Below are 20,066 nucleotides of genomic sequence, written 5' to 3' on the forward strand. Positions count from 1 at the left end.
AATAGCATCTATTCGGGGTATTCCCTAGTCGATATGGATTTTTATGGTTTTCTAAACCAATATAAGAAGAACATTCCCAACGGAGACATCGATGAAGAAACCCTGCGGCACCCGCCGCGCATTCGGCGCGGCGCTCGGCGCGGCGGCCCTGCTGGGCGTGGCGCCCCTGGCGCTGGCGCAAGACTTTCCGGTGCGCGGCGGCAAGCCGATACGCATCGTGGTGGGCTTCACGGCCGGCGGCGGCACCGACGCGCAGGCGCGCATCGTGGCGCAGAAGCTCGGCGAGGTGCTGGGCACGGGCGTGATCGTCGACAACAAGCCCGGCGCCAGCACCATGCTGGCCGCAAGCGAGGTGGCGCGCGCGCTGCCGGACGGCTACACCCTGCTCTATGCGCCCTCCTCGACCATGGCGCAGAACCCGCACACCTTCTCGCAGGTGCCCTACGACCCGTTCAAGGACTTCACCGCCATCTCGATGGGCGGCCGCGGGCCGCTGGTGCTGTCGATGAGCACCACCGTGCCGGCCCGCAACGTGAAGGAGCTCATCGCCTACGTGAAGGCCAACCCCGGCAAGGTGAGCTACGCCTCGTTCGGCGCGGGCACCTCGTCGCACATCTACGGCGAGGCCTTCGTGAAGAAAGCCGGCATCGACGCGGTGCACATTCCCTACAAGGGCGGTTCGGACGCGGCCAAGGACCTGATCGGCGGCCGCGTGCAGTACATGTTCGATTCGGCCTCCTCGGCCATCATCACCTCGGGCACCGGCAAGGTGAAGATCCTGGCGATTGCCGCGAACGAGCGCATTGCCGCGCTGCCCGAGGTGCCGACCTTCGCCGAGCAGGGCCTGCCCGGCCTCGACCTGCCGAGCTGGCTCGGCTTCTACGGGCCGGCCCACATGCCCGCGCCGGTGGTCGCAAAGCTCAACGCCGCGCTCGCGCAGGTGCTGGCGATGCCGCAGGTGCGCGAGTTCTACCGCAGCGGCGGCTACGAAGCCGGGGCCAGCACGCCCGAGGAATTCGCCGGCGTCACGCGCTCGACCTACGAGCGCTGGGGCGCGATGGTGCAGCAGGTCGGGCTGGCGAAGCAATGAACGCCTGGCCGCACTCCTTCATCGGCCGCCGGCGCGTGGCCGCGTGGCTGGTGTTCGCGCTCGGCGCGGCCGCGCTGCCGTGCGGCGCGCTCGCGGCCGGGCCCGCGGCCTTCCCCGAGAAGGGCCGCAGCATCCGCATCGTGCTCGGCCTCGCGGCGGGCGGTGCCTCGGATGCACAGGCGCGCTTCGTCGCCAACAAGCTCGGCGAAGTGCTGCAGACGCCGGTCATCGTGGAGAACCGGCCGGGTGCGAGCTTCATCCTGGCCACCGAGGAAGTGATCCGCGCCGCGCCCGACGGCTACACGATGATGTACGCGCCCTCTTCCGTGGTGGCGCAGAACCCGCAGACGCTGGCGCAGGTGCGCTACGACCCGTTCAAGGACCTGACGCCCATCTCGCTCGGCGCGCGCGGGCCGCTGGTGCTCACGGTTCATGCGAGCGTGCCCGCGCGCACGGTGCAGGAGCTGGTGGCCTACATCAAGGCCAACCCCGGCAAGATGAGCTATGCCTCCTTCGGCACCGGCACCTCCTCGCACATCTACGGCGAGGCCTTTGCGAAGCAGGCGGGGCTGGACGTGGTGCACGTGCCCTACAAGGGCGGCGCCGATGCCGCGAAGGACTTTCTCGCGGGCCGCGTGCAGTACTACTTCGACGCGGCGCCCAATGCGATCCAGAACACCGCCACCGGCAAGGTCCGCATGCTCGCAGTGGCGGCGCCCAGGCGCAGCGCGATGCTGCCCGACGTACCCACCATGACAGAGCAGGGCGTGAGCGGGGTCGACATGCCGAGCTGGCTCGGTTTCTATGGGCCCGCGCGCATGCCCGCGCCGGTGGTCGCCAAACTCAACGCCGCGCTCGCGCAGGTGCTCGCGATGCCCGCCACGCGCGACTTCTTCCGCCAGGGCGCCTACGAGGCCGAGTCGTCGAGCCCCGCGCAACTGGCCGAGCTCACGCGCGCGACCTACGAGCAGTGGGGCGACATGATCCGCAAGCTGGGGCTGGCGAAGCAATAGCTAGGCCGCGCGGTTCAGCCCAGGAAGCGCAGCAGCAGCCTGTTGAAATCATCGGCGCGCTCGTACTGCGCCCAATGCCCTGCCCCGTCGATCACCACGCCTTCGCGCTGCGGATGGCCGGCCGTGAGCTGGGCCACCAGCGGGCGCGGATCGGCGGTGACGTCGTACTCGCCCCAGAGCAGCAACTGCGGTCCGCCCAGCGTGTCGAGCGCTGCCTGCAGGCCGCCCGCCTGCGACACCTCCTTGCTGCGAAAGCGCGTGCCGTGGCAGGAGATGTCGTGGATCTCGAAGGCCACCGGATCGATCGCGGCCTTGTCGTGCAGCATGAGCGCGGCCAGGTTGTGCAGCAGCGCGGCGCGTTCCTGCTCGCGATCGGGCGCGGCGCGCCAGTTGATCATCTCCACCGCCATGCGCCGCATCGTGCCGTGGCCGCCACTGCCCACGAGCGCGAGGCGCCGGATGGCGCCGCGCCGCACCGCGAAGCGCGCGGCGGTGAGCCCGCCGAAGGAGAAGCCGCCCAGGTCGATGGGCGTGCCCGCGCCGATCAGCTGGTCGAGCGATCCACCCAGCGCATCGAGCAGCGGGCCGAGCGGATCTTCGCCGGGCACGGCGCGCGGCGGCGCGTCGGAATCGTTGAAGCCGGGCATGTCGGGCAGCCACAGCGTGCGCCCGGCCGAGAGCGCCTCGACGTTGCGCAGCCAATGCATCCAGCTGCCATGGCCGCCGTGCAGCAGCACCAGCGGCGCATGGATGTTCTCATCGCCGAAGCGGCGCCAAGCAACGCGGACGCCGCCGTGCACCACGTCATGGCGCGTGCCGCGCGCGGCGATGCGTTCGATCAAGAGGCGGGCTTCTGTATTGAGATCTGGATCGGGAATGGAAGGCATCACCCGATTCTGCCAACGCGCCGCCTTTTCAGCTGGCGCCAGCGCCGAAGCGGTAGCTCGACACCACCAGCCCGCCCATGAACGCGTCTTCGTGATAGACGCGCTCGCCCGGCTCCTGCTCGGCCGCGCCGACCGCCACCATCAGCGGGATCAGGTGCTCCTCGCGCGGGTGCGCCATGCGCGCCGAAGGGGCTGCAGCCCAGTCCGCGAGGCGCTGCACGCGCTCCTGCGGCGGCGACTGCACGGCCGTGTGGTCGAGCCAGTCGCCGAAGGCCTGGGACACGCCATGCGCCTGCGGGCCGAAGTTGCGCAGGTTGTGATAGCTCAGGCCGCTGCCCACGATGAGCACGTTCTCGTCGCGCAGCGGCGCAAGCGCGCGGCCGAGCGCCAGGTGCTCCGCCGGATCGAGCCCGCGCTTGAGCGACAGCTGCACCACCGGCACGCCGGCATCGGGGTACATCGCCTTCATGGGCGAGAACATGCCGTGGTCGAAGCCGCGCTCCGGGTCGATGGCCGCGGGCAGCCCGGCCGCCTCGAGCAGCGACTGCACGCGCTGGGCCAGTTCGGGCGAGCCCGGTGCGTCGTAGCGCACTTCATAGGTGTGGGCGGGAAAGCCGCCGTAGTCGTAGATCATCGGCGGCCGCGGGTTGCCCTGCACCGTGAAGACCGGCGCCTCCCAATGGGCCGACACCATGAGGATGGCGTCCGGCGTGCGGCCGATCTGGCGCGGCATGTCGGCCAGCGCGGCGGCCAGCTGGTCGTAGGTGGCGCCCATTTCCTTCTTCATCCAGGGCCAGGGACCGCCGCCGTGCGAGATGAAATACGTGGGCAGGCGCGAGAGGGTGTTGTCGTGGGTCAAGCCGATGCTCCTTGAAGGCGTTGCATCGACTGTAGCCGCAGGCATTCCCATCAGGGAATCGAAGAACGGGAACCCCTCACAGTGCGGGGGGAAGGCATCGCAGGCGGGCTTCGTACGCCTCCCATTCACGCATGCGGTTCTCGAGATCTTCAGGATTGGCCGATTGCGCGAGGTAGCGTTCCCGCGGGTCGGCCGTTTCGGCAGCGCCGCGCCGCACAAGAGCGGAGATGGCACGCTTGAAAGTGCCGTGCACGGACGGGCTGGGCACCTTGGCTGCGTCGGCCGGCAGCGGGAGCGGGAGGATCGGGCTCATGTTCACGGTGAACTCCTCAAGTTGGAACCGCGAGTGAGGTCTTCCCAGGCGGAACGGTGAGGCCCCGAGCCTAGGGAGACCGCACGCTCAAGGAGTCATCGGAAACAATGACGCGCGGGATGGCCGCGCCATCGATCGATGCTCGGTCAGCGGGCTTCGGGCAGGCGCCCGAGCCAGAGCGAGGTCAGCGCCGCCCGGTTATGGACGCCGAACTTGGCATAGATCGACTTCACGTGGATGTGCGTCGTATTCGGGCTTTGGCCCAGGATGGCTGCAATCGCTTTCTCCGCCTTTCCTTCGAGCAATCCCAGCAGGACCCTGCGCTCCGTGGCGGTGAGCGGCGCGTTCGCGATGAGGAGCCCATGGCTGAGCAATTGCTGGCGATAGAACCAGCGCAGCCCGCGAAGCGCCAGGCCGAAAGGATTCTTGTCCGCCGATGAGAACCGGGGAGCTTCCGTGCTTCGGAAAATGAAAAGGTGCACCCGCACATCGTCATTGATTGCGCAGCGCATCGACATGCTGTCCGCGTGTCCGATGGCCAGGTAGTGGCGCTGGTAGTGCGGACCGCCGAACCACTCGGGAGGCAGCGCTTCGAACAGGAGCTGGGTGCGGAACGGTTCCTCGCCGGCCACGGCAAGGATCTGCGAGAGGTCGACGGACGGCGACCACAAGGAGTCGAACTGCTCCTGGACCGAAGCGGCCATCGGCGGCAAAGGCCGCAGGAGCCGGACGAAGAGAGGACGCCAGCCGTTCAGGGCGTCGCCCAGCGCGGGGCTCGGCAGCCGCACGACCACCGACCAGAGTGCGTTGTGCGCGCCGAAGATCGAGCAGAGGCTGCAGAGCAGGTGCTCGAGTGCTTCATCGCCATCGCAGACGGGGTAGTTCGCGAGCTTGTCCCACAGCGCGTAGATCGGCTCGGTGCCATCGTGCATTGAAGGCTGGGCGGGGGACGCAACTCCTGCATTCAATGGATCACCTGTTTAGGTTATTACGCAACGCAGCCCGCCTGCCTACGATCCGTCGATGGATCAGCCCCGCATCGTATGGCATTCGACGGACCTTGTGCCAGCGGTTCGGGCATCGTTTCGGGATCGTGTGCAATGACGGCCCCGCAACAGATTCCCGCCGCCGAGCTGTCGGAGCTGATCGGTGCGATCTACGACTGCTCCCTCGACCCGCAGCGGTGGGCTGCAACATGCAGAAAGATTGCGCAGCGCTGTGACAGCGCCGGGGGCGGCATCTGCGTGCACGACCTGAAGCAGATCCAGAACGACCAGTTGTACGTCTTCGGCTATGAGCCGGAGTTCCTGCAGAAATTCGGCGCCCGGTACGCCGAGAGCCCGATGGCCGCGGCGGACGTCCTCTCGAATGCCGGGGACGTGAGCGCGCTGTCGATGGAGCGTTTCCATCTGCATGACAGCGCTTTCTACCGCGAGGTGCTGCAGCCACACGGCGTGCTCGACATCATCTGGTTTCCGGCGCTGCGCACCGGCGGGCGCATGGCGTCCCTGCACGCGTCGCGCAGCGGCGAGTCGCTGCACTACCAGCAGAGCGACCTTGCCCTGTTCGAGCTCCTTGCGCCGCATGTCTGCCGCGCTCTGGCGATTTCCGACGCGCTCGACATCCAGGTGCTCAATTCCGAGGTGCTGAAGAGGACCCTTGACGGGCTGGCGGCCGGCGTGTTCCTCGCGGCGCGCGACGGCCGCGTCGTCTACATGAACACTGCGGCCGAGCGGCAGGTCCGCTCGGGCACGGCGATGCGCCTGATCGACAACCGGTTGTCCCCGGTCCACCCGGCCGCTCGTGCCGCGCTGACGCAGGCGATCCAGGATTCAGGCCGCGAGGGTGCCGACATGCGCACCAGGGACCATGCGATCGGAATCCCCGGTGGAACCGGCGGGGGCTACGTCGCCACCTTGCTGCCGATTGCCGATGGCCGGCGCGCCGGGGTCCTCGCACCGTTCGCGGCGAGCGTTGCGGTGTTCATCCAGGACCCTGTCCAGGCGCCGCTGATGCCCGGGGAGGCATTCGGACGGCTGCATGGGCTCACCGGCGGCGAACTGCGCGTGCTGATGGCGCTGTCGCAAGGCCTGGGCGGCATGGAGGCCGCCGGCGTGCTGGGCGTGGGCGAACCGACCATCCGCACCCACCTGCAAAGGATCTACTCCAAGACCGGCACCTCCAGGCAGGGAGACCTGCTGCGCCTGCTGCACCACTCGACACCCCCGACGCGGCACCAGACGCGCCTGGCGGATTGAGCGGCCGCAGGCCCTCTTCATCGCTTCCGACGGCGCCGGAACGCACCCTTTCGGGGCAAGGACATGCCACCCCGGGCTAAAGTCGCGGCTTCCCCTGGAGACCGCACGTCTTGTTCCGTTTCTTCGAAAAACTGCTCCATCCCTATCCCGCGGCCGAACCCGCGCCTCCGCCGACGGGCTTCTTCGCATTCCTGTGGGCCTGCACCCAGGGCCTGCGCCTCAAGATGGCCGTCATGGCGGCGCTCACCGCGGCCATCTCGGGCTTCGAGGCGCTGCTGTTCGCGATCCTCGGGCGCATCGTCGACTGGCTCGGCGGCCAGGTGCCGTCGCGGCTGTGGGCCGAACGCGGCGACACGCTGGCGTGGCTGGCCGCGCTGCTGGTGATCAGCATCGGCGTGGTCGCGCTGCAGACCATCGTCAAGCACCAGACGCTGGCGGTGAACCTGCCGATGCGCCTGCGCTGGAACTTCCACCGGGTGATGCTGGGCCAGAGCATGGCCTTCTACCAGGACGAGTTCGCGGGCCGCATCACGGCCAAGGTGATGCAGACCGCGCTGGCGGTGCGCGACACCCTGTTCGTGCTGGCCGACGTGGTGGTGGCCATGGGCGTGTACGTGGTGACCATCATCGTGCTGGTGACCGTGCTCGACGTGCAGCTGGTGCTGCCCTTCATCGTCTGGCTGGTGCTCTATGCGGCTGCGCTGATGTACTTCGTGCCGCGCCTGGGCAAGGTGGGCAAGGCGCAGGCCGACGCGCGCGCGCTGATGACCGGGCGCGTGACCGACGCCTACACCAACATCGCCACCGTCAAGCTGTTCTCGCACACCCAGCGCGAGGCCGGTTTCGCGCGCGAGGCGATGCGCGAGTTCATGTACACGGGCTACGGCCAGATGCGGCTGGTGAGCGCCTTCGAGATCGTCAACCACACGCTCAGCATGGGCCTGACCGCGGGCATGGCCGGCACCGCGCTGTGGCTCTGGTCGAACGGCACGGTGGGCGTGGGCGCGGTGGCTGCGGCCACCGCGATGGCGCTGCGCCTGCAGGGCATGTCGCACTGGATCATGTGGGAGATGACCAGCCTGTTCGAGAACATCGGCACCGTGCAGGACGGCATGAAGACGCTGTCGCGCCCGCGCACCGTGCTCGATGCGCCCGATGCCGGCGTGCTCGAGGTGCCGCACGGCGAGGTGCGCTTCGAGCACGCGAGCTTCCGCTATGCGGATGCGGGCCGCCGCGTCATCGACGATCTGAACCTGGTGGTGCGCCCGGGCGAGAAGATCGGCCTGGTCGGGCGCTCGGGCGCGGGCAAGTCGACGCTGGTCAACCTGCTGCTGCGCTTCCATGACCTGGAAAGCGGCCGCATCCTGATCGACGGGCGCGACATCGCGCAGGTGACGCAGGATTCGCTGCGCAGCCACATCGGCATGGTCACGCAGGACACCTCGCTGATGCACCGCTCGGTGGCCGACAACATCGCCTACGGCCGGCCCGATGCAACCCCGGCCCAGATCGAGGCCGCCGCGCGGCGCGCCGAGGCGCACGACTTCATCCAGACGCTGGGCGACGCCAGCGGCCGGCGCGGCTACGAGGCGCATGTGGGCGAGCGCGGCGTGAAGCTCTCGGGCGGCCAGCGCCAGCGCGTGGCCATTGCGCGCGTGATGCTCAAGGACGCGCCGATCCTGCTGCTCGACGAGGCCACCAGCGCGCTCGACTCCGAGGTGGAGGCCGCCATCCAGCAGAGCCTCTACCGGCTGATGGAAGGCAAGACCGTGATCGCGATCGCGCACCGGTTGTCGACCATCGCGGCCATGGACCGGCTCATCGTGCTCGACGAAGGCCGCGTGGTGGAAGAAGGCGACCACCGCACGCTGATGGCGCAGGGCGGGCTCTATGCGCGGCTGTGGGCGCACCAGAGCGGCGGCTTCCTGGGCGACGACCTCGAGGAAGAAGACGGCGAAGCGCTGCGGGCCTGAGCGCGGGCTATTTGTCAGCAAGCGTTACGGCGGCACGGCGCAAGCGCTCGGGGCGGCCTTGGCGAGTCCTACAGCACAGGCCGCCACTCGCCGACAGCAGCCCGCCACCCCGGGCGCGATGCTGAAGCTGTCGTCAACAACGAGGAGTCCTCGCGTGAATTCCATCATTTACATCGTCGGTCTGGTCGTCGTGGTCGTGGCCGTGCTTTCGTTCTTCGGCCTGCGCTGAAACCGGGCACGCGTTTTCGACTCGCCTGCTGAACAAGAACGGGGCCGTCCGCGCGGCCCCGTTTCTCATGGGTCCGCCCGAGCGCGCCGGGCATAATTCGCGCGCCCCGGCACTTGCGGGGAAACTTGCTGCGAAGGGACCCTGTTGACCAACACCGCGTTGCGCGAACCTGCCTTTACGGACGCGGTCGTCACCGAAGCGATCCGATGGACCGAGGAGAAAGGTCCGCTCGACGATGCAGAGGTCCTGCGCGCCGCCCTCTCCCGCAGCTCCGGCGCACCGGCACGCATCACCGCACGCGCGCTGTTGCTCGGTGAACGCATCGGGCTGCAATCCGAACTGGCACGCGCCCGCCAGTGGGCGCCATGGGTGCTGCTCGGGCTGGTGGCGCTCATCGTCACGGCAGGCCTGGGCCTCGCGGGCAACGTGGTCGGCGGCGGCGAACGGCACATCAACGTGATCGTGGCGCTTGCGAGCCTGCTCGGCCTGCACGCGCTCACGCTGCTGCTGTGGCTGGCCGGCCTGTGGCTGCCGCTGGGCGCGTTCTCCACCAGTTCGCTCGGCTGGATCTGGCTCTCGCTCACCGCGCGCGTGGCCGGCGGCAAGCGCGGCCAGGCGCCGGTGCTGGTGCGGGCCGCCACCGGGCTGCTGGCGCGCGCCAGGCTGCTGCCCTGGGCGCTGGGGCTGGTGAGCCACAGCATCTGGTCGCTCTCGTTCGCGGTGGTGCTGGCCGCGCTGCTGTTCGCGCTGGCGTTCCGCAGCTACACGCTGAGCTGGGAGACGACCATCCTCGACCCGGCCTTCTTCGTGCACGCCGTGCAGCTGCTGGGCTGGGCGCCGTCGCAGATCGGCTTTCCGGTTCCCGAAGCCGCGACCGTGCTCTCGCCTTCTCCCGGCGCCGCGGGCCAGCGCACGTGGGCGCTGTGGCTGACCGGCTGCATCGTGGTGTACGGGCTGCTGCCGCGCCTGGCGCTGGTGCTGCTGAGCGCGGCGGTGTGGCAGCGGCGCCGCGCCGCGCTGCAGCCCGACTGGAGCGAGCCCTACTACCGCAAGCTCGCGGCGCGCTTTGCCGCGCTCGCACCGCCCGCCATCGTCGATGCCGATCCGGGGCGCGCGCCGGGCGCGGCGCCGGCGGGCCTCGCGCCTTCTCAGTTGCAGGACGAACTGCTCGTCATCGGCTTCGAGCTGCCCGCGGATACGCCGTGGCCGCCCGAGGGCCTGCCCGCCATCGCCCCGGCCCAGGTGCAGCGCATCGACGGCAGCGCGCCCGCGCGGCGCGCGCTGCTCGACCGGCTGGCACAGGCCCGCCCGCGTGCCGTGCTGCTGGTGTGCCACGCCGCATCGAGCCCCGACCGCGGCACCGAACGCTTCCTGCGCGAAGTGCTGGCCCATTGCGGCGAATGCCGGCTCTGGCTGGCACCGGCCGCCAGGGACGCGGCCGGTGCGGACGCATCGCAGCGCTGGATCGACTGGCTGCAGGGCACCGGCCTTGCGCGCGTCGCGGCCACGCCGCGGCTCGAAGACGCATTGCAAGGCCTGGGAGCCGCCCCATGACACAGCAGCAGCATCAAGCCATCCGCATCGCCGTGGTCGGCCACACCAATGCGGGCAAGACCTCGCTGCTGCGCACGCTGACGCGGCGCGCCAACTTCGGCGAGGTGTCGCAGCGGCCCGGCACCACGCGCCATGTCGAATCGGTCGACCTGGAGGTGAACGGCCAGGCCGCGGTGCGCTTCTTCGACACGCCGGGCCTGGAAGATGCGGTGGCGCTGCGCGAGCACCTGGCCGGCCTCGATGGTGCGCAGGCCACGCCGCCCGAGCGCATCCGCCTGTTCCTGCAAGGGCCCGAGGCGCATGGCGTGTTCGAGCAGGAGGCCAAGGTGCTGCGCACCATGCAGGACATCGATGCGGCCTTTCTCGTGATCGACGTGCGCGAGCCGGTGCTGCCCAAGTTCCGCGACGAGATCGAGCTGCTCAACTCCTGCGCGCGGCCGGTGCTGCCGGTGCTCAACTTCGTGCGCGATGCGGCGAGCCGCGAGCCCGACTGGAAGGAACTGCTCTCGGCCTACGGCCTGCACGTGCAGGTGCGCTTCGATGCCGCGGCGCCTTTCGTGGGGGCCGAGCGCGAGCTCTACGGCGACCTGTCGACATTGCTGCGCGACCGGCGCGAGCAATTGCGCGCGGTGGCGGATTGGCTCGCCGCCGAAGCCGCCGAGCGCCGCCGCGCGGCCTGCGCGCGCATCGCCGAACTGCTGGTCGATGCGGCGGCGCTGCGCCGCACGGTGCCGGCCGAGGAATTCGCCGACACGGCGCGCCGCAAGGCCTTCGTCGCGGCCTTGCAGAAGGAGGTGTTCGACAAGGCGCAGCGCTGCACCGACGACCTGCTCGCGCTCCATGGCTTTCGCCAGGACGATGCGGGCGAGGCACCGCTGCCGCTCATCGAAGGCCGCTGGACGCTGGACTTCTTCAGCCCCGAAGCCATGAAGGACGCGGGCCTGCGGCTCGGCAAGGGCGCCGCCATCGGCGCGGCCGTGGGCGTGGTGGCGGACCTGGCGGTGGCCGGCATTTCGCTGGGCACGGGCGCGGCAGTGGGCGGCGCCATCGGCGGTGCCGTGTCGCAGGGCTGGGGCCCGTTCGGCCGCAAGCTGGCGAACCGGCTGCGCAACGTGCACGAGCTCACGGTGGAAGACGGCGTGCTGTTTGCGCTGGTGGCCTGGCAGCTGAAGCTCACGCGCGCGCTGGAGCAGCGCGGGCATGCGGCCACCGGGCGCATCGCGGCCGAAACGAGCGCGACGCAGGACGCGCCGACGCGCGCCACGGCCACCGCCGTGCGCGCGGTGCGGCCCGCGCGCAGCCACCCCGAATGGGAATCGGCGGGCCTGGCCACGCGCGGCTTCTGGCGCCCCGCGCCGCAGCGCGACACGCTCGCGGCCGATCTGGCGCGCACGCTGCAGGGCGCCTTCGAACCCTGAGCGCCGCTCCTGCCTTCGCTTGCAGGCGGAGGCGACCGATTCCTACGCGCCGGCGCTGCCGCGCGCCCCACCCTTTTTTCGAGGACATCGACGGCACGCGGGGTGCCGTTCGTCTTTTTGTCTTCATCGAAAAAAAGGAGCACCCATGGCCGTCGAATGCAAACTGCTCGCCACCCCCTTGATCGGACGCGTGTGGCAAGGCCGCACGCCGATTGCGCGGGCCGACGAATACCTGCGCTACAGCTTCGAGCACGGCATCCAGGAGATCGCGAAGAAGCCCGAATGCCTGGGCGTGCAGTACTTTCGCAAGCTGAACGGCGACGCCGCCGAATTCAGGACCGTCTCCTACTGGCAATCGATCGAGCACATGCATGCGATGCACGCGCAGCGCGGCGATCCGCTGCGCGTGGCGCCGCTGGCGCGCGACCCCGAGTTCCTGCTCGAGCTGCCGGAATTCGTGGACATCGTCGAGGTGCACGTCAACTCGTTCGGCACGCAGAAATAGCCGAGCCGCCGCGCCCATCGCGGTCACTGCGCAGTCACGCGGCCCGCCTAGCATCCGCAGGCCCTTGCCGCCATCCACCCAGACTGCACCCCACCCCACGCGATGTACCCCGGCGAACGGCTCAACGGATACAGCCATCTGCTGGGCCTGGTGCTTGCACTCGCGGCCACCGCGCTGCTGCTGGCCAAGACCCTGCCCACCGGCGACGCCGCGCGGATTGCCGGCGCGCTGGTGTTCTCGCTCTCGGCCGTGCTGTTGTATGCGGCCTCCACCCTGTTCCACAGCACCCGGGGACCGCGCAAGCGCTTCTGGGAGCGCGTGGACCACTGCGCCATCTACCTCTTGATCGCGGGCACCTACACGCCGTTCGCGCTGGTCACGCTGCACGGGCTCTGGGGCTGGCTGCTGATGGCCGCCGTGTGGGGCGCTGCGCTTTTCGGCATCGGACGCGAGCTGCTGCAGGCAGGCGGCGCGGACTCGAAGCCGCCGCTGGCGCTCTACATCGCGATGGGCTGGCTCGGCGTGCTGGCCGCGGTGCCGCTGGCCGCGCGGCTCGACAGCGGCGGCCTTGCGTGGCTGCTGGCCGGCGGCGTGCTCTACACCGTGGGCACGGTGTTCTATCGCAACCGGCGGGGCTTCCGGCATGCGCACGGCGCCTGGCACCTGTTCGTGCTCGCGGGCACTGCAAGCCACTTCGTGTCGGTGGGCTGGTTCGTGCTGTGATGCGCGGCCGCGGCCGTGCAGCCTCCCGGTGTAAGCGCCTGTTACCACCTCCCGTCAGGTTTTCGCTTCGTGAGATGTGCAAAATGCGCTCCATGCCAAATATCGCCTCCATCCTGAAATCCGAGATTTCCCGTGTCGCCCGCAAGGAAGTTCGCGCGGAGATCGAAACGCTCAGAAAAGCATCCACGCTGCACCGCGCCTCGATCGCCGCATTGCGCCGGCAGGTTGAAAAGCTCGAAAAGGAGCTGCGCCGCGCCACCAAAACCGTGGCGCGCGCCGCGCCCGCAGGCGATGCCGACGAGGCCGCCGAATCGGGCCCGCACCGGCGATTCAGCGCAAGCCGGCTGGCTGCGCACCGCGTCAAGCTCGGCCTCTCGGCCGCCGCCTACGGCAAGCTGGTGGGCGTGACGGGCCAGACCATCTACAAGTGGGAACAAGGCAAGGCCAGGCCGCGCAAGGCCCAGCTCGAAGGCCTGGCCGCTGTGCGGGGCCTCGGCCGGCGCGAAGTGGCCGAGCAGCTGAACGGATAAGCCGGCCGCGCTCTTCCTTCATGTCCAGCCTCATCGTGCACGGCGGCACGCCGCTTCGTGGGCGCATCACGCCTTCCGCCAACAAGAACGCCGTGCTGCCGGTGCTGTGCGCCACGCTGCTCACGCGCGAGCCGCTGCGCCTGCACGGCGTGCCCGACATCACCGACGTGCGCAAGATCCTCGAGATCTTCCGCAGCCTGGGCAGCCAGGTGCGCATGGACCACGCCACCGGCACGCTGGAGCTGCACCACCGCGACACGGCCTTCGATGCCGCACGCGACCGGCTGCCCGAGGAAATGCGCTCGTCGATCATGCTGGTGCCGCCGCTGCTCGCGCGCTTCGGCATCGCGCGGCTCGAAGACAACGTCAAGGGCTGCACGCTGGGCGTGCGCGAGATCGATCCGCACGTCGATGTGTTCCGGCGCTTCGGCGGCGTGGTGGAGCGTGCCAGCGGCTCGCTGCTGGTGCGCTGCGCCGGGCCGCTCGTGCCCGCGCAGCATTGGCTCGACTACGCCTCCGTCACCACCACCGAGAACTTCGTGCTGTGCGCAGCCGCAGCCAAGGGCAGCTCCACGCTCACCAATGCCGCCTCCGAGCCGCATGTGCAGGAGTTCTGCCGCTTCATGGCGATGCTGGGCGTGCGCATCGAGGGCATCGGCACCTCGCGGCTCACGGTGCACGGCGGCGGCGTGCTGGGCGGCGGGGAATTCCGCTTCGACGAGGACTTCCACGAGATCACCACCTTCCTTGCGCTGGGCGCCATCACGGGCGGCGACGTGGTCGTGCGCAACAGCGCGCCCGAGAACTTTCCGCTGATCGACCGCACCTTCGACAAGTTCGGCGTGACGGTCACGCACGCAGACGGCTGGTCGCGCGCCAGCAGCAACGGCCCGCTCAAGGTGCAGACGCCCTTCACCAGCAACGTGCTCACCAAGGTGGAAGCGGCGCCGTGGCCGTACTTTCCGGTCGACCTGCTTCCGATCTTCATTGCGCTGGGCGTGCGCGCCCAGGGCAACGCGATGTTCTGGAACAAGGTGTACGACGGCGCGCTGGGATGGACCGGCGAGCTGTCGAAGTTCGGCGCGCACGTGTTCTCCTCGGACCCGCACCGGCTCATCAGCTTCGGCGGCAGCCCGCTGACGCCGGCCGTGGTCGAGAGCCCCTACATCATCCGCGTGGCGATCGCGCTCTTCATGGTGGCGGCAAGCATCGAAGGCCGCTCCGAAATCCGCAACGCCGCGCCGATCCGCCGGGCCCACCCGCGCTTCGCCGAGAACCTGCGCAGCCTGGGCGCGCAGGTGGAGTGGACGAGCGAGGAGTGAGCCCAGCGAACGCGGGGCGGCTCAGCCCCGCAGCGCATCCGACGCAATGCGCGCCGCCGACGCGATGACGTCGTTGCGGCCCGGCGCATCCGGCGTGGGAAAGGTCAGGTAGACCGCCATCACCAGCGGCGCGCCGGCCGGCGGCCACAGCACGCCGATGTCGTTCACCGTGCCGTAGGAGCCGGCGCCGGTCTTGTCGCCCACCTTCCAGTCGGCCGGCACGCCCGCACGGATGCGCGTGGCGCCGGTGGTGTTGCCCAGCAGCCAGGCCTCGAGCTGGCTGCGCTGCGCCGCAGCGAGCCCATCGCCCAGCACCAGCCGCTGCAGGCTCGCGGCCATGGCCTCGGGCGAGGTGGTGTCGCGCGGATCGCCCGGAATGGCACTGTTGAGCTCGGTCTCCCAGCGGTCGAGCCTGAAGACCGCATCGCCGATGGAGCGCGCGAATTCGGTCACCGCGGAGGGGCCGCCGAGGATCTTCATCAGCAGGTTGGCCGCGGCGTTGTCGCTGTACTGGATGGTGGCGGCGCACAGCGCGGAAACCGCCATGCCCTGCCCCAGGTTCTTCTCGGTGATGGGCGAGTTGGGAAGGATGTCGCTCCTCGCGTAGCTCACGCGCTGCTCCAGCAGGCCGGGCTCGCGGCTGCTGCGCGCGAGGATGGCAGCGGACGCCATCATCTTGAAGGTGCTGCACATCGGAAAGCGCTCGGTGGCGCGGTGCTGCACGCGCGCGCCGGTGGCGGTGTCGAAGGCCGCGAGGCCAAGCCGCCCGCCCACGGAGCGTTCGAGGGCCGCGAGCTGCGCTTCGGCACTTGAAAGCGCGCTGGCCTGCGGCGCCTTGGCGGACCAGGCGGTACAGGCGCTGGCCAGGGGCAAGGCGGAGGCGGCGAGCAGGAAAGTGCGGCGATCGGCGATGGATGTCATTGGTTTTTTCTGCGAGTGGATGGAACGGCGGCCATCGTAGGAGCGCCATCGCGCAGGCTCCAGCGCCGGACGGCGCAGCCGCGTCTCGGCTGTATCGGGTGTAACCGGAAAAATCATTCAACTTATCGGTTGAATGATTTCCGGAGCACGACTATATTCAACCACATGGTTGAACTAGACGACAAACGGCTCGACGCCGTGTTCCACGCCCTGGCCGACAGCACCCGCCGCACCATGCTGCAGCTGCTGGCCCAGGGCGAATGCAGCGTGGGCGAGCTGGGCGCGCCGTTTCGCATGTCGTTTGCGGGCGCATCCAAGCACGTCAAGGCGCTGGAGCGCGCCGGGCTGGTTTCCCGCACCGTGCAGGGCCGCGCGCACGTCTGCCGGCTGGAGCCGGCGGCGCTCGCATCGGCCAACGCATGGCTGCGCTACTACGAAGGCTTCTGGAGCAACCATCTGGACGCGCTGGAGAAGGAACTGCGGCGCGAAGCATCCCGCGGCAAGTGAAGTCCCCATTCTTTTTCAAGGAGCAAGCCATGGCCAAGAGCCACCTCGGAACCCTGATCGAACCCGGTACCCTGCGCATGGAGCGCACCCTGCCCGCCCCCGTCGAGCGCGTGTGGGCCTATTTCGTCGACCCCGGCAAGCGCGCCGCCTGGCTGGCCGGCGGCACCATGGCCGAGGAGCCCGGCAGCGTGTTCGAGCTGCGCTTCGACCACACCCGGCTCTCCGGCGAAGTGGCCCCCGAGCGCTTCGCCGCCTGCCGCAGCCCCATCCTCCAGAAATCGCGGATCGTCGAATTCGAACCGCTGAAGCGCCTGACCATCAGCTGGGGCAGCGAAAGCGCCACCGCCTCCGAGGTCAGCTTCGAATTCACGCAAGAGGGCGACACCACCCGCCTCGTGCTCACGCACCGCCGCCTGCCCGATCGCAAGGACACGCTCAGCGTCGCCAGCGGCTGGCATGCCCACCTCGACGTGCTCGACGACGTGCTGCACGGCCGCAAGCCGCGGGGCTTCTGGACCCAGCACGCGGCGCTCGAGAAGGCCTACGACGAACGCCTGCCGGGCTGAGCGGCCCCCTTCCGGAGTCGGATGGCGACTACAGGCAAGCGAGCGCGCTTGCGTTAAGGTGCGGAGCATCCGCCGACTCCGAAGCACCCCATGGCCACCACCCCCTCCCCCGTACCGGTCCGCAAGCATTTCTCGATGATCCGCGGCTTTCACCTGGCCGATGCATTCACGCTCGGCAACGCGGCATGCGGGGTGGGCGCGGTGTTCCTTTCGATGGCCTTCATGGCGAGCCAGTCGCTCGCGCAATTCCTCTGGGCCGCCGCGCTCGCGCCGGCGGCCTTCGTGTTCGACGTGTTCGACGGGCGCATCGCGCGCTGGCGGCAAACGCATTCGGCGCTGGGGCGCGAACTCGATTCGCTGGCCGACGTGATCTCCTTTGGCGTGGCGCCGGCCGCGCTCGGCTTTGCCGCGGGCCTGGACGGCGGCTGGGATTGCGTGCTGCTGATCTATTTCGTGTGCTGCGGCGTGAGCCGGCTCGCGCGCTACAACGTCACGGCCGAGGCGCTGTCCGCGGGCGCCGACAAGGTCAAGTACTTCGAAGGCACGCCCATCCCGACTAGCGTGGTGCTGGTGGGCGTGCTGGCCTGGGCCGCCTGGCAGGGGCGCATCGGCGACGGGGTGTGGGGCGGCGCCTGGATGCTCGGCCCCTGGCAGCTGCATCCGCTCGCGCTGCTCTTCGCGCTCTCGGGCACGCTGATGATCAGCAAGACGCTGCGCATTCCCAAGTTTTGACCGTCCGCTCATTCACATCCCATCCCATGTCGAAGGCACCCTTCCCCCACGGCGCGGCCCCCGGCCTCGACCAGCTGGTGCGCATTGCCGCCGGGCAGCCGCTGTCACCGGCCTGCGACCATTTCTACTTCCTGCGCCACGGCCAGACCGGCCGCAATGCGCAGCGCATCTTCCAGGCCGTGGACGAGCCGCTGAGCGAGCTCGGCCTGCAGCAGGCTGCACGCGCCGCCCAGCTGCTGGCTGGCGAGCCGATCCGCACCATCGTCTGCAGCGACGCCCGCCGCGCGCACGACACCGCGCATGCCGTGGCCACCGTGCTGCGCCTCGAGCCCACGCCGCAGGCGGGCCTGCGCGAGCGCAACTTCGGCGCGCTCATCGGCACCTCGTCGGCCGAGATCGACTGGGCCTGCGAGCCCGAGGGCGGCGAAACCCTGGCCCAGTTCGTGGCCCGCAAGCGGCTCGCGCTGAACGCCGCGCTCGCGCAGCCTGCGCCGGTGCTGGTGGTGGCGCACGGGGGCACGCTCTATGCGCTGGCGGCGCTGATCGGCCTGCCGATCGACCTGGCCCTGCTCGGCAATGCGCAGCCATTGCGTTTTTCGCGCAGCGGCCCCACATGGACCGTGACGCCGCTGCTGCGGCATGCCGACGGCGGCTCGAGCCTGGCCTGAAGCGGCCGGCAGGCGTACCGTTCGGCATCCACACCACCGAAAAGCATGGAATTCAAGGACTACTACAGCGCCCTGGGCATCGACCGCACCGCGTCCGAGGACGACGTGCGCAAGGCCTACCGCAAGCTCGCGCGTAAGTACCACCCCGACGTCAGCAAGGAGCCCGACGCCGAGAAGCGCATGCGCGACATCAACGAAGCCAACGACGTGCTGCGCGACAAGGAAAAGCGCGCCGCCTACGACGCGCTGGCCGACCGCGTGGCGCGCGGCGGCCACGCGCAGGGCGACTTCCAGCCGCCGCCGGACTGGGACACGGGCTTCGAGTTCCACCGCGGCCCCAACCAGGGCCCGGCCGACCATGCCGACTTCAGCGAGTTCTTTTCGTCGCTGTTCGGCGAGGCCGAGCGCCGCGGCGCCGCAAGGCGCAACTACCGCGCGCGCGGCGAAGACCACCACGCGGCGATCGAGATCGCGCTCGAGGACGCGCTCAACGGCGCCGAGCGCGAGATCACGCTGCGCGCACAGGAGCTCGATGCAGAGGGCCGGCCCGTCTTCAAGACGCGCACGCTCAGCGTCAAGATCCCGCCGGGCGTGCATCCGGGGCAGTTCATCCGGCTCGCCGGCCAGGGCATGCCGGGCCATGGCGGCGAACCCGCGGGCGACCTGTACCTGGAGGTGCGCATCGCGCCGCACCGGCTCTACCGCGTCGAGGAACGCGACCTCTACATGACGCTGCCCGTCACGCCGACCGAGGCCGCGCTCGGTGCGCAGGTCCAGGTGCCCGTGCCTACCGGCGGCGTGGTCGAGGTGACCGTGCCGCGCAACGCGCGCAGCGGCCTCAAGCTGCGGCTCAAGGGCCGCGGGCTGGCCGGCAAGCAGCCTGGCGACCTGTACCTGCTGCTCGACATCGCCCTGCCCCCGGCCGACAGCGAGGCCGCGCGCAAGGCCTACGAGCAGCTGGCGCAGGCATCCGCTTCGTTCAACCCACGCCAGCATCTGGGAGTGTGAGCATGGCGACCGTTTCCGTGACAACCACAGCCATCAGCGCGTCGCAGCCGCTCGCGGCCAGCGAGCTGGCCCATGCCTGCGGCGCCGATACCGAATGGGTGGTGCAGCTCGTCGAAGTGGGCATCGTGCAGATATCCACGGCCGAGGCGCCGCCCGAGCACTGGCGGTTCTCGAGCACCGACCTGCAATGCGCGCTCGAGGCACGCCGCCTGGAGCGCGATTTTGGCGTGGGTCTCGATGCCGCTGCGCTGATCCTCGATCTGCAGCATGAGGTGCGGCGGCTCAAGGCCGTGATCCGCGCGCACGGGCTTCGCTAGCTGCCGCCGGGCAAGCGCCGCAGATCAGCCCGGCTTGCTGCGCGTTGTTTTCTTTTGGCCTTCGGCGCGCGGCGCATTCGCGGCCGCGGCCGGCCCGTTGCTGGCGTTCAGCTGATCGACCCACAGCAAGGTGTCGACGTACGACATGAACCGGTTGAGGTATTCGGGCGACAGCTCGTGCATCAGCATGAGCGACCGGTGCACCAGGTGGTGCGAGTTGAGCGGGCCCGCGTTCTCCGGCACCTTGGCCAGCGACTGCGTCAGCCGCCGGTCGGCACTGAGCCGCGACCAGGTGCTCCTGAAGTAGCGCAGCGTCTTGAGCTCGGGGGTGGCGGGTGCGGCTTCGTCGGCCGCCGCGCCGTCATCGCCTTGCGGCGGCGCCTGCCGTGCCATGTGCTCGACGAGTTCCGCGAGCGGACCGCGGGGAGGACGGGCTGCGTGTTTCGTGCTGGTGTCTGGAACGGCCGAAGCACCGTCAACGCACCGGGCCTCTTCGATCTTCTCGCGATACGCCGCCAGCAGCGCGGCCAGCCGCTCGTCGAGAATGCGTCGCGCATCGCCTTCATGGGCGGCCGCGCGCTTCGCAAGCGCCTCGATGAAGCGAAAGCGCACAGGATCCCGGCGATGGCCGCCCTGTGCGCGCCAGGCGTCGAGCACCGCCGCCGGGTCCATG

General features: G+C 69.7%; 22 protein-coding genes. 16 read left to right on the forward strand and 6 right to left on the reverse strand.

Going from position 1 to position 20,066, the window contains the following annotated elements; translation table 11 throughout:
• Window positions 1–91 precede the first annotated feature (91 nt).
• Entirely contained in the window at window positions 92–1,090 is a 999-nt protein-coding gene (locus AC1DSC_RS09665) for a Bug family tripartite tricarboxylate transporter substrate binding protein (RefSeq protein WP_012748314.1), read from the forward strand.
• On the forward strand, window positions 1,087–2,103 hold the full coding sequence (locus AC1DSC_RS09670) for a Bug family tripartite tricarboxylate transporter substrate binding protein (RefSeq protein WP_012748315.1): 1,017 nt from the start codon (window positions 1,087–1,089) through the stop codon (window positions 2,101–2,103). The genes AC1DSC_RS09665 and AC1DSC_RS09670 overlap by 4 nt, the downstream gene beginning before the upstream one ends.
• A gap of 14 nt (window positions 2,104–2,117) precedes the next feature.
• Here AC1DSC_RS09670 and AC1DSC_RS09675 read toward each other — a convergent pair whose 3' ends face one another.
• The 4 genes from AC1DSC_RS09675 to AC1DSC_RS09690 all read right to left on the reverse strand — a co-directional run bounded on the left by AC1DSC_RS09675 (window position 2,118) and on the right by AC1DSC_RS09690 (window position 5,094).
• The gene (locus AC1DSC_RS09675) at window positions 2,118–2,990 is read right to left on the reverse strand and encodes an alpha/beta fold hydrolase (protein WP_012748316.1); all 873 of its coding nucleotides are present in this window, start codon (window positions 2,988–2,990) and stop codon (window positions 2,118–2,120) included.
• Window positions 2,991–3,018: 28 nt separating this feature from the next.
• Entirely contained in the window at window positions 3,019–3,849 is an 831-nt protein-coding gene (locus AC1DSC_RS09680; RefSeq protein WP_012748317.1) for a DODA-type extradiol aromatic ring-opening family dioxygenase, read from the reverse strand.
• Window positions 3,850–3,925: 76 nt separating this feature from the next.
• Window positions 3,926–4,162, reverse strand: a complete 237-nt coding sequence (locus tag AC1DSC_RS09685; RefSeq protein ID WP_012748318.1) for a hypothetical protein — start codon at window positions 4,160–4,162, stop codon at window positions 3,926–3,928.
• Window positions 4,163–4,308: 146 nt separating this feature from the next.
• Entirely contained in the window at window positions 4,309–5,094 is a 786-nt protein-coding gene (locus AC1DSC_RS09690) for a helix-turn-helix transcriptional regulator (RefSeq protein WP_012748319.1), read from the reverse strand.
• A gap of 168 nt (window positions 5,095–5,262) precedes the next feature.
• Here AC1DSC_RS09690 and AC1DSC_RS09695 point away from each other — a divergent pair, with 168 nt between their 5' ends.
• The 8 genes from AC1DSC_RS09695 (at window position 5,263) to AC1DSC_RS09730 (ending at window position 14,674) form a co-directional block, all read left to right on the forward strand.
• On the forward strand, window positions 5,263–6,420 hold the full coding sequence (locus AC1DSC_RS09695; protein WP_012748320.1) for a helix-turn-helix transcriptional regulator: 1,158 nt from the start codon (window positions 5,263–5,265) through the stop codon (window positions 6,418–6,420).
• Between the two features lie 110 nt (window positions 6,421–6,530).
• Window positions 6,531–8,393, forward strand: a complete 1,863-nt coding sequence (locus AC1DSC_RS09700) for an ABC transporter ATP-binding protein (RefSeq protein ID WP_012748321.1) — start codon at window positions 6,531–6,533, stop codon at window positions 8,391–8,393.
• Between the two features lie 373 nt (window positions 8,394–8,766).
• Entirely contained in the window at window positions 8,767–10,176 is a 1,410-nt protein-coding gene (locus AC1DSC_RS09705) for a DUF2868 domain-containing protein (protein WP_012748323.1), read from the forward strand.
• Complete coding sequence (locus AC1DSC_RS09710) at window positions 10,173–11,594, forward strand: GTPase/DUF3482 domain-containing protein (protein WP_012748324.1); 1,422 nt, start codon at window positions 10,173–10,175, stop codon at window positions 11,592–11,594. The genes AC1DSC_RS09705 and AC1DSC_RS09710 overlap by 4 nt, the downstream gene beginning before the upstream one ends.
• 145 nt (window positions 11,595–11,739) lie before the next feature.
• Entirely contained in the window at window positions 11,740–12,099 is a 360-nt protein-coding gene (locus AC1DSC_RS09715) for a hypothetical protein (RefSeq protein ID WP_012748325.1), read from the forward strand.
• A 102-nt stretch (window positions 12,100–12,201) separates the two neighbouring features.
• The gene (gene trhA / locus AC1DSC_RS09720) at window positions 12,202–12,822 is read left to right on the forward strand and encodes a PAQR family membrane homeostasis protein TrhA (protein ID WP_012748326.1); all 621 of its coding nucleotides are present in this window, start codon (window positions 12,202–12,204) and stop codon (window positions 12,820–12,822) included.
• 92 nt (window positions 12,823–12,914) lie between these two features.
• Entirely contained in the window at window positions 12,915–13,352 is a 438-nt protein-coding gene (locus tag AC1DSC_RS09725; RefSeq protein ID WP_026284125.1) for a helix-turn-helix domain-containing protein, read from the forward strand.
• 20 nt (window positions 13,353–13,372) lie between these two features.
• Window positions 13,373–14,674 carry a UDP-N-acetylglucosamine 1-carboxyvinyltransferase gene (locus AC1DSC_RS09730; RefSeq protein WP_012748328.1) on the forward strand — a complete coding sequence of 434 codons (1,302 nt, stop codon included), beginning with the start codon at window positions 13,373–13,375 and terminating at the stop codon, window positions 14,672–14,674.
• A gap of 21 nt (window positions 14,675–14,695) precedes the next feature.
• Here AC1DSC_RS09730 and bla read toward each other — a convergent pair whose 3' ends face one another.
• Complete coding sequence (gene bla / locus AC1DSC_RS09735) at window positions 14,696–15,595, reverse strand: class A beta-lactamase (protein ID WP_012748329.1); 900 nt, start codon at window positions 15,593–15,595, stop codon at window positions 14,696–14,698.
• 165 nt (window positions 15,596–15,760) lie between these two features.
• Here bla and AC1DSC_RS09740 point away from each other — a divergent pair, with 165 nt between their 5' ends.
• The 6 genes from AC1DSC_RS09740 to AC1DSC_RS09765 all read left to right on the forward strand — a co-directional run bounded on the left by AC1DSC_RS09740 (window position 15,761) and on the right by AC1DSC_RS09765 (window position 19,393).
• Complete coding sequence (locus AC1DSC_RS09740) at window positions 15,761–16,102, forward strand: ArsR/SmtB family transcription factor (protein WP_012748330.1); 342 nt, start codon at window positions 15,761–15,763, stop codon at window positions 16,100–16,102.
• A 29-nt stretch (window positions 16,103–16,131) separates the two neighbouring features.
• Entirely contained in the window at window positions 16,132–16,668 is a 537-nt protein-coding gene (locus tag AC1DSC_RS09745; RefSeq protein WP_012748331.1) for an SRPBCC family protein, read from the forward strand.
• Between the two features lie 90 nt (window positions 16,669–16,758).
• Window positions 16,759–17,400 carry a CDP-alcohol phosphatidyltransferase family protein gene (locus AC1DSC_RS09750; protein WP_012748332.1) on the forward strand — a complete coding sequence of 214 codons (642 nt, stop codon included), beginning with the start codon at window positions 16,759–16,761 and terminating at the stop codon, window positions 17,398–17,400.
• Window positions 17,401–17,426: 26 nt separating this feature from the next.
• Window positions 17,427–18,068 (forward strand): histidine phosphatase family protein, encoded by a 642-nt coding sequence (locus AC1DSC_RS09755; RefSeq protein ID WP_012748333.1) that lies wholly within the window; start codon window positions 17,427–17,429, stop codon window positions 18,066–18,068.
• Between the two features lie 45 nt (window positions 18,069–18,113).
• Window positions 18,114–19,076 (forward strand): DnaJ C-terminal domain-containing protein, encoded by a 963-nt coding sequence (locus AC1DSC_RS09760; RefSeq protein ID WP_012748334.1) that lies wholly within the window; start codon window positions 18,114–18,116, stop codon window positions 19,074–19,076.
• 2 nt (window positions 19,077–19,078) lie between these two features.
• Window positions 19,079–19,393 carry a chaperone modulator CbpM gene (locus AC1DSC_RS09765; RefSeq protein WP_012748335.1) on the forward strand — a complete coding sequence of 105 codons (315 nt, stop codon included), beginning with the start codon at window positions 19,079–19,081 and terminating at the stop codon, window positions 19,391–19,393.
• Between the two features lie 24 nt (window positions 19,394–19,417).
• Here the strand turns inward: AC1DSC_RS09765 and AC1DSC_RS09770 are convergent, their stop codons facing one another.
• Window positions 19,418–20,065, reverse strand: a complete 648-nt coding sequence (locus AC1DSC_RS09770; RefSeq protein WP_012748336.1) for a DUF2894 domain-containing protein — start codon at window positions 20,063–20,065, stop codon at window positions 19,418–19,420.
• Between the last annotated feature and the right edge of the window lies 1 nt (window position 20,066).

The organism is Variovorax sp. 01N425 (assembly GCF_056399465.1).

What these genes read in the sequence shown, in the direction of transcription:
- AC1DSC_RS09665 (WP_012748314.1), top strand. Translation starts at nt 92, where the DNA reads ATGAAGAAACCCTGCGGCACCCGCCGCGCATTCGGCGCGGCGCTCGGC.
- AC1DSC_RS09670 (WP_012748315.1), top strand. Translation starts at nt 1,087, where the DNA reads ATGAACGCCTGGCCGCACTCCTTCATCGGCCGCCGGCGCGTGGCCGCG.
- AC1DSC_RS09675 (WP_012748316.1), bottom strand. Translation starts at nt 2,990, where the DNA reads ATGCCTTCCATTCCCGATCCAGATCTCAATACAGAAGCCCGCCTCTTG.
- AC1DSC_RS09685 (WP_012748318.1), bottom strand. Translation starts at nt 4,162, where the DNA reads ATGAGCCCGATCCTCCCGCTCCCGCTGCCGGCCGACGCAGCCAAGGTG.
- AC1DSC_RS09690 (WP_012748319.1), bottom strand. Translation starts at nt 5,094, where the DNA reads ATGCACGATGGCACCGAGCCGATCTACGCGCTGTGGGACAAGCTCGCG.
- AC1DSC_RS09695 (WP_012748320.1), top strand. Translation starts at nt 5,263, where the DNA reads ATGACGGCCCCGCAACAGATTCCCGCCGCCGAGCTGTCGGAGCTGATC.
- AC1DSC_RS09710 (WP_012748324.1), top strand. Translation starts at nt 10,173, where the DNA reads ATGACACAGCAGCAGCATCAAGCCATCCGCATCGCCGTGGTCGGCCAC.
- AC1DSC_RS09715 (WP_012748325.1), top strand. Translation starts at nt 11,740, where the DNA reads ATGGCCGTCGAATGCAAACTGCTCGCCACCCCCTTGATCGGACGCGTG.
- trhA (WP_012748326.1), top strand. Translation starts at nt 12,202, where the DNA reads ATGTACCCCGGCGAACGGCTCAACGGATACAGCCATCTGCTGGGCCTG.
- AC1DSC_RS09725 (WP_026284125.1), top strand. Translation starts at nt 12,915, where the DNA reads ATGCCAAATATCGCCTCCATCCTGAAATCCGAGATTTCCCGTGTCGCC.
- AC1DSC_RS09730 (WP_012748328.1), top strand. Translation starts at nt 13,373, where the DNA reads ATGTCCAGCCTCATCGTGCACGGCGGCACGCCGCTTCGTGGGCGCATC.
- bla (WP_012748329.1), bottom strand. Translation starts at nt 15,595, where the DNA reads ATGACATCCATCGCCGATCGCCGCACTTTCCTGCTCGCCGCCTCCGCC.
- AC1DSC_RS09740 (WP_012748330.1), top strand. Translation starts at nt 15,761, where the DNA reads ATGGTTGAACTAGACGACAAACGGCTCGACGCCGTGTTCCACGCCCTG.
- AC1DSC_RS09745 (WP_012748331.1), top strand. Translation starts at nt 16,132, where the DNA reads ATGGCCAAGAGCCACCTCGGAACCCTGATCGAACCCGGTACCCTGCGC.
- AC1DSC_RS09750 (WP_012748332.1), top strand. Translation starts at nt 16,759, where the DNA reads ATGGCCACCACCCCCTCCCCCGTACCGGTCCGCAAGCATTTCTCGATG.
- AC1DSC_RS09755 (WP_012748333.1), top strand. Translation starts at nt 17,427, where the DNA reads ATGTCGAAGGCACCCTTCCCCCACGGCGCGGCCCCCGGCCTCGACCAG.
- AC1DSC_RS09760 (WP_012748334.1), top strand. Translation starts at nt 18,114, where the DNA reads ATGGAATTCAAGGACTACTACAGCGCCCTGGGCATCGACCGCACCGCG.
- AC1DSC_RS09765 (WP_012748335.1), top strand. Translation starts at nt 19,079, where the DNA reads ATGGCGACCGTTTCCGTGACAACCACAGCCATCAGCGCGTCGCAGCCG.
- AC1DSC_RS09770 (WP_012748336.1), bottom strand. Translation starts at nt 20,065, where the DNA reads ATGGACCCGGCGGCGGTGCTCGACGCCTGGCGCGCACAGGGCGGCCAT.